The 11,714-nt window shown below is 74.8% G+C and carries 9 protein-coding genes and 1 tRNA gene; 6 read left to right on the top strand and 4 right to left on the bottom strand.

The features are described 5' to 3' along the window. Window positions 1-124: 124 nt before the first annotated feature. A complete protein-coding gene (locus OG896_RS32895; protein ID WP_329371200.1) occupies window positions 125-2,287 on the top strand; it encodes a SpoIIE family protein phosphatase in 2,163 nt (720 codons plus the stop codon). Between the two features lie 193 nt (window positions 2,288-2,480). Here OG896_RS32895 and OG896_RS32900 read toward each other — a convergent pair whose 3' ends face one another. Beyond that, window positions 2,481-3,665: a type III polyketide synthase gene (locus tag OG896_RS32900; protein WP_329371202.1), complete on the bottom strand. Its 1,185-nt coding sequence runs from the start codon at window positions 3,663-3,665 to the stop codon at window positions 2,481-2,483. A gap of 374 nt (window positions 3,666-4,039) precedes the next feature. Between OG896_RS32900 and OG896_RS32905 the strand changes: the two genes are divergently transcribed. Then, window positions 4,040-4,456 (top strand): helix-turn-helix domain-containing protein, encoded by a 417-nt coding sequence (locus OG896_RS32905; RefSeq protein WP_329371204.1) that lies wholly within the window; start codon window positions 4,040-4,042, stop codon window positions 4,454-4,456. 568 nt (window positions 4,457-5,024) lie between these two features. Here OG896_RS32905 and OG896_RS32910 read toward each other — a convergent pair. Further along, window positions 5,025-5,112 (bottom strand) — tRNA-Leu (locus tag OG896_RS32910). A gap of 241 nt (window positions 5,113-5,353) precedes the next feature. Between OG896_RS32910 and OG896_RS32915 the strand changes: the two genes are divergently transcribed. The 3 genes from OG896_RS32915 (at window position 5,354) to OG896_RS32925 (ending at window position 8,034) form a co-directional block, all read left to right on the top strand. Then, window positions 5,354-6,691, top strand: a complete 1,338-nt coding sequence (locus OG896_RS32915; RefSeq protein WP_329371206.1) for a M20/M25/M40 family metallo-hydrolase — start codon at window positions 5,354-5,356, stop codon at window positions 6,689-6,691. Between the two features lie 286 nt (window positions 6,692-6,977). Continuing rightward, entirely contained in the window at window positions 6,978-7,211 is a 234-nt protein-coding gene (gene chpH, locus OG896_RS32920; RefSeq protein ID WP_329371208.1) for a chaplin ChpH, read from the top strand. 184 nt (window positions 7,212-7,395) lie between these two features. After that, window positions 7,396-8,034, top strand: a complete 639-nt coding sequence (locus OG896_RS32925) for a chaplin (protein WP_329371210.1) — start codon at window positions 7,396-7,398, stop codon at window positions 8,032-8,034. A 299-nt stretch (window positions 8,035-8,333) separates the two neighbouring features. Here OG896_RS32925 and OG896_RS32930 read toward each other — a convergent pair whose 3' ends face one another. Continuing rightward, window positions 8,334-8,522: a DUF5703 family protein gene (locus OG896_RS32930; protein WP_328462000.1), complete on the bottom strand. Its 189-nt coding sequence runs from the start codon at window positions 8,520-8,522 to the stop codon at window positions 8,334-8,336. A 48-nt stretch (window positions 8,523-8,570) separates the two neighbouring features. Here OG896_RS32930 and OG896_RS32935 point away from each other — a divergent pair, with 48 nt between their 5' ends. Next, window positions 8,571-9,179, top strand: coding sequence for a hypothetical protein (locus OG896_RS32935; protein WP_329371213.1), 609 nt, complete (start codon window positions 8,571-8,573; stop codon window positions 9,177-9,179). A 64-nt stretch (window positions 9,180-9,243) separates the two neighbouring features. Here OG896_RS32935 and OG896_RS32940 read toward each other — a convergent pair whose 3' ends face one another. Then, window positions 9,244-11,685: a helix-hairpin-helix domain-containing protein gene (locus OG896_RS32940; RefSeq protein ID WP_443057191.1), complete on the bottom strand. Its 2,442-nt coding sequence runs from the start codon at window positions 11,683-11,685 to the stop codon at window positions 9,244-9,246. Between the last annotated feature and the right edge of the window lie 29 nt (window positions 11,686-11,714).

Raw genomic sequence — 11,714 nt, forward strand, 5'->3', positions numbered from 1 at the left:
AGAGCGGCTTCGAGTGTTATTCAATGGGTGTGCGGTAGGGGATCTCGGGGCTTCTTCGCACGTGGAAACTCGGGTATGCCTCCGGTCATGCGCCGGGGGCTGGCGAGCGAGCTGAGAGAGCCGTATGGACTCGACACCATCCCCCTCGTCTTCGTTGCCGTCCGATCAGGTCAGCCGCGCCCTGGGGAACTACGGCCCGCAGGGCGGCCGGACGGCGGTCGGTCCTGCCGCTTCGCAGAGCGCGGGAGGGCCCGACGGTGCCGAGCCCGCCACCGAGAGCCAGGAGCAGATCCTCGGCTCCGTCGACGTCGACCGGGACCTGAACATCACCCGCTGCAACCTGGAGGCCCCCGCTTTCGAGGGGCTGACGGTGGCTGCCGGCCGGCCCTTCTCCGACCTGCTGCCCCCCGGGGACATCCCGACGGTCACCCGGCGGCTGCGGCAGGTGATGGAGACCCGGGAGCCGCACGTCGCCCGGGTCCAGCGGCTGCGCAGGGACGACGGCACGGAGCTGGTGGTCTCCATGAGCATCCTGCCCGCCGCGGCGCCCCAGGAGGGGCTGACCGTCTCCCTGATCGCCATGGCCAAGCGGCTGCACCTGTACGCCTCGGAGACCGCCATCGGGACCTCGCTGGACATCGGCGAGACCGCGCAGTCCCTGGCCCAGTCCCTGCTGGCCTGGGCGGACGTCGCCGCGGTCGACCTCGACTACGCCGTGTGGACCGGCGAGGCCGTCACCGAGCAGCCGCTGGGGCGTATCCGGCTGCGGCGGGCGGCCCTGGTGCCGGACCGGGCGTGGCCGGACGGCTACCTGACGCCCGGCGACAACCTCCCCGGCGAGGCGAGCCGCCTGCTGGCCATCGCGGTCCGGCGCCAGGACGTCGCGCGGCCGATCGTCATCCCCGACCGCGAGGTGATCGAGCGGGCGCTCCGCGATCCGCGGCTGGTGCGCGCCCTGGTGCCCGGCGACCGGCCCGCCAGCCTGGTGTGCATACCCCTGGTCCTGGAGGGCCAGGGCGGCAAGCCGCCCATCGTGCTGGGCGTGGCGGAGATATGGCGCCGGCCGGACCGGCCGTTCCGGGAGAGCGAACTGCTCGACCTGCAGGAACTGGCGGCCAGGACCGCCCACCACGTCGACCTGGCCCGCCAGCACCAGCGCGAGCACGCCCAGGTGCTGGCCCTTCAGCGCCGGCTGCTGCCGCGCGCCGGGAGCGACACCATCGAAGTCGCCAGCGTCTACCAGCCCACCACCCCGGACAGCGCGGGCGTCGGCGGCGACTGGGTGAACAGCTTTCCGCTGCCGGGCGGCCGTACCGCGCTGGTGGTCGGCGACGTCGTGGGGCACGGGCTGGCGGCCGCGGCGGCGATGGGACAGCTGAGCATGGAGGCCCGGGCGCTGCTGTCGGCGGGGCTGGCGCCGGACGAGGTGCTGGAGCACCTGGACGAGACGGTCACGCTCCTGGACGACGCGGAGGCGGGCCTGGCGGCCGGCTACAGCGCCCTCGGCTCGACCTGCTGCATCGCCGTGTACGACCCGGTCGGCCACCAGGTGGTGATGTCCAGCGCGGGCCACCTCCCGCCGGTGCTCGTGCTGCCCGACGGGACCCCGGAGATCCTCGCGGTGCCGCCCCACCCCGGCCTGGGCACCGAGTTCGCCCTGCGCGAGCCGTTCGTCACGCACACGTTCGCCGCGCCCCCCGGATCACTGATCGCCCTCTACACCGACGGGCTGGTGGAGGACCCGGCGGTGTCGATCGACGAGGGCATCGACCGGCTGGCGGAGACAGTCAGCAGGGTGCACCCGTGGGACGACCTCCAGCAGGCCACGCGGCGGCTGGTGACCGAGCTCACCACGCGCAGCCGGCTGCGCGACGACATGACGCTGCTGATCGCCCGGATGACCGGCCGTCGCAAGCGGGACATCGCGACCTGGCGGCTGCCGGCCCGCGCCGACGCCGCGGCCCAGGCCCGCGCCCTGGCCACCACGCGGCTGCGGCAGTGGCAGGCCAAGGACGAGACCCGGGACAACGCGCTGCTGCTGATCAGCGAGTTGGTGACCAACGCCGGCCGCTTCGCCACCGGGCCCATCACCGTACGGCTGATCAAGGACGGTCACGGCCTGCTGTGCGAGGTGGGCGACACCGGCAACGGCCGGCCGCGGCTGGGCCGCACCGGGCTGCTCGACGACAGCGGCCGCGGCCTGTACGTCGTGCACAAGGTCACCACGCACTGGGGGGTGCGGTGGACCGACACCGGCAAGGTCGTCTGGGCCGAACTCGCCTGGTAGCGGGGGCGGTTGGGGCGAGGGCCGGGCGGGGTGCGGGTGGCGCCGGACGCGCGGCTCGGTACGGGGAGCGCGGGCTCGCCACGGGACAGGTGGCTCGGCAGCCGACCCGCGCCGCTCGGTGCCGGACCCGCGCGGAAGGCGTCCGCGCGCTACAGCCGATCGGCAGCGGACCCGCGCGGAGGGCGTCCGTGCGCTACAGCCACTCGCCTTCCACGGCCGTGGCGGTGAGCCCCGGCGCCGCCGCGTACAGCACCGTACGGCTGCCCGGCTTCTGGCCGGCGTCGTGCGCGCGCCGAAGGATGTCGAACACGGCCGCGCCCCCGCGGTTGCCGGTGGTGTAGCTGTCCCGGCTGTAGGTCAGCATCCCCTCCGGCCACTCCTCGGGCATCGTCTGCTCCATGTACTCCAGCACCCGGGTCCCGCCGGGGTGCGCGAGCAGCAGGTCGGGGTGCCAGGGGGTGGCGTCGTTCTGGTGGCGGCGACCCAGCCACTCCCACATCGCGGTGACGGTGCTCTGCACCGCGCGCGGCCCGCGCCGGTCCATCACGAAGTGCGTGCCGTCGCTGCGCGTGTCCAGCCGGTGCAGGTCCTGGGTGCCGGGCAGCGTGTGGTGCCAGGCGGCGTCGAGCCGCAGTACGGACTGCGGCCGCTGCCGGCCGGTCACCACCACGGCGACGGCGGTGTCCGCGAACAGCAGGCGGACGATCAGGGATTCCAGCGTGTCGTCCGCGGGCTGGTAGGTGGTGCTCAGCGCCTCCGAGATCACGACCAGCACCACGCGTTCGGGGTCGGCGGCGACCAGGTCGGCGGCCAGCGCGAGCGAGCGGGTGCCGGCGATGCACGCCCACTGCGCGGCCGGCAGCAGCAGCACGTCGTCGCGCAGCGGCAGCCGGTTGGCCAGCGTGACGTCCAGGCCCGGGAGCGCCGGGGTGGTGGAGTTGCTGGTGATCAGGCAGTCGACGTCGGAGGCGTCGAGGCCGGCGCTCTGCAGGGCCCCGCGCGCGGCCCGCTCGCCGTACGCCTGCACGGCCTCCCAGGCGGGCGCGGTGCGCTCCTGCACGGTCTGCGGTGCGGGTATCGCTTCGAGCGCGGCGATCGCCCGGTCCACGTCCTGCTCGGCGAACCCGTCGCGGGCCAGCGCCTCCCGGGCCGGGGCGACGCCCGGCGTCCGCAGGCCGCCCTCGGCGCTGGGCGCGACCGCGGCGCTCAGCGGCAGCATCCACCCGCGGGAGGCGATCCCTGTGGAGTCCGCGATGCCCTCGATCCGCGACAGCCACGGTGCGTGGGGGTGCCGGTCGCGAACTTCGGCCAGGATCTGGCCGGTCTGCACGGCGTGCTCGCCGTGTATCACCGCGGGCGGGCAGAGGTAAGCGGCCACAATACGCACCTTTCTACGCAGGACGATGAAATGCCGCGAAGCGTATGAAATCGGTCACTTCGCCAGTGATGATCAAGTAACTCCCATTGCGCACCACTTCGGAAGTTATAACCCGATTTCGAAGGGATGGGCCCGGGAGAACGCCTTTCTGTGGCCGATGCCACTGCAATCACCGCGCCACGCCGAGCCCCGTGTGAGCCGGGGCACACCACGGGCGGTTCGCCCGCCCGACGGCCCGCGCGCGGTTTCCCGATGCCCCGCCCTTGGTTGACGTTTCCGTCGGCAGGCTGCCGCCGTCGTGCCGGCATCGACGCATGCGGCACGAGGGCGAGACGGTGGGACGAAGGGTGCGACGCCGGTGCCTTCGTCTGCGGATGGCGCAGGCGGACCTCGCCGCCGCCGTGCGGCGTACCCAAGGGCGGGTCTCCAAGGTCGGGAACGAGCGCGTGGAGCGTGATCGGGCAGGCACGATCGACGAGTTGGCCGCGGCCCTGCACTGCCATCCGAAGGACTTGACGGCACGGCCTCACGCGACCAGGGGAGCCGAAAGCGGTTGGCGCACCTCTGCCGCGTCGATCGAGCGAGAGCTTCGACGGTACGACCTGGCACCGGTGTTCGACGGCACCCCGCGCCGCTCGCCGGCGGGCGCGAGCGCGAGGAGGCGTTCGCCATCGACACGATCTCCTGCAAGACCGCCCACGACGCCGCCCACGCTCTCGGCCATCCCGAGCTGGTCGCCATGGCCTGTGAGCGCGCCGCGTGCTCTGCGGCCGCGTCCGGTGACGCCATGATGCCTGCGGTGGCCAACAGCCTCCGGGCTTGGGACATGTGGGCCACCGCTGATTGGTCCGACGCGAACGCCTTCCTCGACATGTCGCTTTCGGCCATCCGGCGCGAGCGCGGCATCGGAGACCAACTCGCCCTGCGTACACGGGGTTCCCTGCGACGTCGCGCGGCAGTGAGTTCGGCAGTGGGTTCGGCGCGCGCCGGGAACAACGAGGAAGCGCGGCACCGTATCGGCCTTGCCCGCGAGACGAGCGAACGTATGGATGCCCATGCCGACCGCCCGTGCACGACTCTCGAGGTGGAGGCGGGGTTCCGCTGGTGGCAGGAGCGGGGGCGACCCGGTTTCCATCGGTTCGGCCGCGCCGTTTCGGCTGACCGTCAAGTCCCTTGGCCGGACGACCCGTCCCACGTGTTGGCGGGTGACGACGGAGCGCGTCGGTCGGCAGCCTCCGGGGCGGGCCGATGCGGCCGGTCATCCCCGGCCCGACCCGGGCGACGAGTCGCCGTGCCGTCTGTCACACCACCGTCGTAAAACGACGACGACCCCTGACGAACAGGGGTCTTCGTCGGTGATGGTGTCCGAGGGGGGACTTGAACCCCCACGCCCGATAAAGGGCACTAGCACCTCAAGCTAGCGCGTCTGCCATTCCGCCACCCGGACGGGGTGTGTCACCGCGGCGACGGGGCCGGGGCGACGAGGTAAACCATAGCAAAGATCCAGACCGGGAAATCACGGCCGGAGGCCGGGGCCGGGAGGGCGCGTTGACGGGGCGGTGAGGGTGCGCGGGAGGGGGAGCGGGAGGAGCCGAGGCAGGCGGGGGTGGGAAGACGCCGGGCGGCGAGGGAGGATGGGAGACGCATCGGTCGCGGTCGCCGCGGCGGGGAACGAGCGAGGAGACAGCGTGAGTGAGTCGGGGCCCGCAAGGGCGGACAGCGGGAGGATCGCGGGCGAGGACGAGGTCGTCGACCTGTGTGCCGAGCTGATCCGGATCGACACGAGCAACTACGGCGACCACTCGGGCCCGGGGGAGCGCGCCGCCGCCGAGTACGTGGCGGAGAAGCTGGCCGACGTGGGTCTCGCGCCGGAGATCTTCGAGTCGCACCCGGGCCGGGCGTCCACCGTGGTGCGGATCGAGGGCGAGGACCGCAGCCGGCCCGGGCTGCTGATCCACGGCCACACGGACGTGGTCCCGGCGAACGCCGACGACTGGAGCCAGCACCCCTTCGGCGGCGAGGTGGTCGACGGCTGCGTGTGGGGCCGCGGCGCGGTCGACATGAAGGACATGGACGCGATGACCCTCGCGGTCATCCGCGACCGGGTGCGCAGCGGGCGCAAGCCCCCGCGGGACATCGTGCTGGCGTTCCTCGCCGACGAGGAGGCCGGCGGCACCTACGGCGCCCGGCACCTGGTGGACAACCACCCCGGGCTCTTCGAGGGCGTCACCGAGGCGATCGGCGAGGTCGGCGGCTTCTCGTTCACCGTCAACGAGAACCTGCGGCTGTACCTGGTGGAGACCGCCGAGAAGGGCATGCACTGGATGCGGCTCACCGTGGACGGCACCGCCGGCCACGGCTCGATGACCAACAAGGACAACGCCATCACCGAGCTGTGCGAGGCGGTCGGGCGGCTGGGCCGGCACCAGTTCCCGGTCCGGCTGACCAAGTCGGTGCGCGGTTTCCTCGACGAGCTGTCCGACGCGTTCGGGGTCGAACTCGACCCGGAGGACATGGACGAGACCCTCGCCCGGCTCGGCGGCATCGCCCGGATGATCGGCACCACCCTGCGCAACACCGCCGCCCCGACCATGCTCGGCGCCGGCTACAAGGTGAACGTCATCCCCGGCCAGGCCACCGCCCACGTGGACGGGCGCTTCCTGCCCGGGTACGAGGAGGAGTTCCTCGCCGACCTCGACCGGGTGCTCGGCCCCCGGGTGAAGCGCGAGACGCTCCACACCGACAAGGCGCTGGAGACCGACTTCGACGGCTCGCTGGTCGACGCGATGCGGGCCGCGCTGAAGGCGGAGGACCCGATCTCCCACACCGTGCCGTACATGCTCTCCGGCGGCACCGACGCCAAGTCCTTCTCCGACCTGGGCATCCGCTGCTTCGGCTTCGCCCCGTTGCAGCTGCCGCCCGAGCTGGACTTCGCCGGGATGTTCCACGGCGTGGACGAGCGGGTCCCGACCGAGGGCCTGAAGTTCGGGGTGCGGGTGCTGGACCACTTCATCGACAACTGCTGAGCGACAGCGGGAGATCGAGCAGCGCGCGGGCGGGTGGCGGGCGGCGGCCGGTGGACACGGCCCCGCCAGCCGCCCGCCCGCGGCCGTACGGCGGCGGCCACCACGCCCACCTCACCCACGGCCGTACGGCGGTCGAACGCTCGCTCGTCTGTGCCCGTACCCCCGGCCCGGATCGCCAGTACGAGTGAATGACCGGGTTCGTTCGTAGCCCCGTTTCCTCCGCGTCGTTACGACGGGTGTGGTCCGCGGCTCTGGGGCCACGTTGGTCCCATCCAGGAGGAAACAAATGCTCAAGAAGGTCGTCGCCACTGCGGCTGCCACCGGTGGTCTGGTGCTCGCCGGCGCGGGTCTGGCGGTCGCCGACGCCGGCGCCCAGGGTGCCGCCGTGCAGTCCCCGGGCGTGCTGTCGGGCAACGTCGTCCAGATCCCGGTGCACGTGCCGGTCAACCTGTGCGGCAACACGGTCAACGTGGTCGGGCTGCTCAACCCCGCCTTCGGGAACACCTGCGTCAACAGCTAGCAGGACCCTCCGCGGCCGCCACCCGGCCGCGGTTCGGGAACCCTCCCATGCCCGACGGCGTGGGGGAGGCCGGCCCCGGACGCCGCTCACGGCGCTCCGGGGCCGCTCGCCATTTCCGGGGGGTGCGGGGCATGGATGTTCCCTACCGCTCGGTGAAGAGTCGCAAGAAGGTAGGAACGAATCCATGCGTCAGGTCACGAAGAAGGGCCTGCTCACCGCGGTCGCCACGGGCGGGGTGCTCGCCGCGGCCGGCGGGCTCGCCCACGCGGACGCGGGTGCGGGCGGTGCGGCGGTCGGCTCGCCCGGCGTGCTGTCGGGCAACACCGTCCAGGCCCCGGTGCAGGTGCCGGTGAACGTCTGCGGCAACACGGTCGACGTGCTGGCCCTGCTGAACCCGGCGTTCGGCAACGAGTGCGGGAACAGCGACACGGGTACGGGCACGCCGGGCACCCCGGGTACGCCCGGCCACCCCGGTACGCCGAGCCACCCGGGGAAGCCCGGACACCCCGGACACCCCGGCCACCCCGGCCACCCCGGTCACCCGGGTACGCCGAGCCGCCCGGGGAAGCCGGGCAACCCCGGTACCCCCGGGAATCCCGGCACCTCGACGAACCCGGGCACCTCGACGAACCCGGGCACCCCGACGAACCCGGGCACCCCGGGCGGAGCCACCCCCGTGTCGCAGACCGGCACCCCCGCCGGCGCGGCCACCCCCACCCTCGCCCAGACCGGCGCGGACGACATGGGAATGATCGCGGGCGCGGCCGGCGCGCTGCTCCTCGGCGGTGCCCTGCTCTTCCGCCGCGGACGCGCCGCGCGCTGAGCGGGGGACGGCAAGCCCAGCCCCTGTCAGCAGAGCCCGGACCTCGCGGTCCGTGGGTGGTCCCTCGCCCCGTTCTCCCCCCAGGGCCTGACGGCCCTGGGAAGCACCCCCACGCGCCCCTTGATCAGCGCGGGCAGGGCGGGCAGCGCGGGCGCCCCCGGGGCAAGCACGCGGCGGGCCGCGGTTGCACAGGGGCGCGGGGGGAGAACCAAGCGAGCAACCGTCCACGGACCGCGAGGTCCGGCGATCCACGGGGCGTGGCTACCCGGGCGGTCCCGTCACCTGACACCCCGGACTTCTCACCACGTGGCCCGCACCTGGCGGATGATCCGGCGGCGCAACCGCACTCTTCGGCTGCCGTCCGGGTACAACCGCACCCGGTCCAGCTCCCAGTGCCTGTACTCGGCTTCGTCGGTCAGCAGACGTGCCGCGTCCTTGCGCGAGGTACCGCGCGGCACGTACATCTCTCTGAATTCGTATTCCGGCATCGCAATCTATTGTGCGGGCAACGCCCCTGTGCGGATAGCGTCTGCTCCATGTCTGATGACGTGCAGCCCACCGTTGCCGAGGTCCGTGCCGCGGTAGAAGCGCTCAAAGCCGCGCTCGACCGCCACCTCGACGCGATCGAGAACCGTGCCGGGGACGACGACCCGTCCGTCTACGCGGCGTTCGAAGCTCTGGCCTCGGCCGCCGAGTCGTACGACGAGCTGCTGTACGACAGGTACGACGAGGTGACCCCGTTCGAGGTGCCCGCGGGCGACGGGGCGCCGGAGTACCGCGGCCCCGAGGACCCGGAGGCGATCAGCGTCCTGATCCGGCGCGACTACACCGTGGTCGAGCCGGAGCGGCTGCTCGCCCAGGCCCGGCGGGCCGCGGAGGGCGACGCGGAGGCCGGTGAGTCGGTCAACGCGGCCGTCGCGGCGGTCTTCGGCGAGTACGAACCCGACGAGATCGCCCAGCGGCACAAGGAGTTCGGGCTGGAGGAGGGCGACTCGACGCTGTGGGTGTGCGCCGCCGAGCCCACCGAGCCGGGGGAGTGGCTGGACGCGCCGTTCGACCAGGCCGACCCGCAGCTCGCGCTGTGCCGCTTCGACATGAGCCTGGTCTTCGAGGACGAGCTGGGCGGCGCGCTCGACCCGGAGTGAGCCGGGCGGCGGGGGCCGCCACACGGCCCCCGCCGCGGCTCGCGCAGCCGTACCGCCGCCCCGCCTACTCCGCCGCCAGCTCCCGCAGCACCGCCGCCAGCCGGGTCGTACGCTCCTTCGCCACCGGCCCGGCCACGGCGGCGGCCAGCGCCTGGTCCGCGCCCTGCACGACCGACAGGTGCCGCTCACCGCGGCCGAAGGCGGTGTAGACCCAGCCGCGGGTGAGCAGCGGGCCGGCGTCGCCGGGCACCACCACGACCGCCGCGGGCCAGCGGATGCCGGCCGCCTGGTGGCCGGTGACCGCCCACCCGTGCCGTACGGTCGCGGCGACCTCCGCGCGCGGCACCAGCACCGGGCCGTCCTCGCCCGCGAGCCGCAGCCCGTCCGGCTCGGCGCCGACCACCGTGGCCGGGTGCGTACGGCCGGGGGCCGGCACGTGTACCACCCGGTCGCCCGGGTCGAAGCCGCCGAACCGGCCGGGGCCGGGGTTCAGCCGCTCCTTGAGGGCCGCGTTGAGCGCGCGGGTGCCGACCGGGCCGCCGTGCGCGAGCGTGATCACCTGGGTCTGCTCCGGCGGCACCCCGAACGCCCGCGGCACCGAGTCCGCGACCAGCTGCACCGCGCGGTGCACCGCCTCGCCCGGCGCGCGCACCGGGACCACCACGACCTCCTTGTCCGGCGCGTCGACCGGGGTGAGCTCGCCGATGGCCACGCAGGAGGTCAGCTCGCCGATCGGCCCCGGGTCGGGGGTGCGCGAGGTGACCCGGGGGCACGCCTTCGCGGCCAGCAGGTCGGCGAACGCGCGGCCGGGCCCGGCCGACCACAGCGCGTGCGGGTCGCCGCTGAGCACCAGCCGCGCGCCGTCCGGGACCGCCTCGACCAGCGTGGCGGCCTCCTCGACGGACAGTTGGGGCGCGTCCAGCACCGCGAGCAGGTCGAGCGGGAGGCTGCCGTCGGCGGCCCGGCCGCCCGCCAGCAGGCCCGCGACGGTCAGCGCGCCGTCCTCGCCGATCCCGGGGACCGCGGCCAGCCGCCGCCTGCCGCTGTCGGTGTAGGCGGCGGCGTACGCCCGCAGGCCCGCCGCACGGGCGGCCGCGACCAGCGCGGCCGGTTCGGCCCGGGCCGCCTCGCCGCCGGTGTGCAGCACCAGCCCGCTGCCGGCGGCCGCGCGGATCAGCTCGGCGGCGGAGGGGGAAGGGGCGGCAGCCGCGGCGGCCTCCCAGTCGGGCGCCGAACTCCCCGCCGACCCGCCCGCCGAACCCCCCGCGGCGTCCCCTGAGCCGTCCTCTGCGCCTTCGGCGCCGGCCGCGGCACCCGCGCCGCCCGGGGCGCCCTCGAAGGAGCGCAGCAGCCGTACACAGCCGTCCGCGAGGCTCTCCTCGGCCAGGGCGTACCGGTCCAGGCCGAACAGCAGGGGTACGGGCGCCGGTTCGGCGTCCTCGTCGTCCTCCGGGGCCCCGGCCGCGCCTTCGGGTTCCGCGCGGAAGACCAGCACCCGGCCCTCCTCGACGGCGGCGGCGATCGCGGTGTCCGGGTCGGGTACGGAGTAGCGCGCCAGGGCGGTCCGCAGCGCGTCCCCGTCGAGAGCGGTGTGGCCCTGCTCGGCGGCCCGGTCCAGTACGTGGCCCACCAGCGCCCGCACCCGCCGCTCGTCGCCCGGGCCGACCGCCCCGCCCAGCACCGCCCGGGCGAACGCGTCCACCTGCTCCACCCCGACCCGCACCCCCGGCAGACCGAGCACCCCCCACGGGTCCTCCCGCACCAGCGCGGCCGCGCCCTCGCCCAGCGCCCGTACGACCGGCTCGGCCAGTTCCCCGGGCGCTCCGCCGCCCGCGAGCACCTGCCGGGCCGCGTCCACGGCGGTGGCGTCGAGCGGTGCCCGGGTGGCGCTCGCGGGCGCCGCGGCCGGGCGTTCCGCGCGGGCCGGACGCACGCCGGCGGGCCCGCCTTGCGCCGAAGTCACCTGCCCGGCCGGGCCGTTGCCGGGTTCGGCGCCCGCCTCACCGGTCGTACCCGCCGCGGTGGAGGGCAGATCGGCGTCGCCGGGCTCGGGCGCGTCGCCGGGCTCCGGCCCGTCGGTCGGCTCCGGCGCGTCTCCCGCCTCGCCCTCGCCCCCCGCGTCCGCCGGCTCGGCCGGCCCGTCGCCGGACCCGCCCTCGGACGCCGCCTCGCCCTGCTCCGCGGTCGCGCCCGGCGTGGTCCCGCCCACCATCTCGGCCGCTTCCAGGGCCTGGAGCCGGGCCGCCTCCTCCGCCATCGCCTCGCGGCGCTTGCGGCGGGCCTCGGCCGCGTCGCCGCGCGGGGCGGGCGCCGCCGGGTTGTCGCCGCGCTCGATGGACCGCATCGCCGCCGCCAGGCTCGCCAGATCCGGCTTCCCGGCCGGGCCGGGGCGCGCGGCGGGCACGGCGCCGCCGTCCGCGAGGGCCGCGGGAGTCCCGGCAGCCGTCGGAGCGGCGGCCTGCGCGGCGGGAGCGGTGGAGTCGTCGGGCGGGGTGGGGGTGGTCACGCTGGAAGCCTCCGTGGAGCGGAACGGCC

This window comes from Streptomyces sp. NBC_00669 (assembly GCF_036226785.1).
Lineage (GTDB): Bacteria > Actinomycetota > Actinomycetes > Streptomycetales > Streptomycetaceae > Actinacidiphila.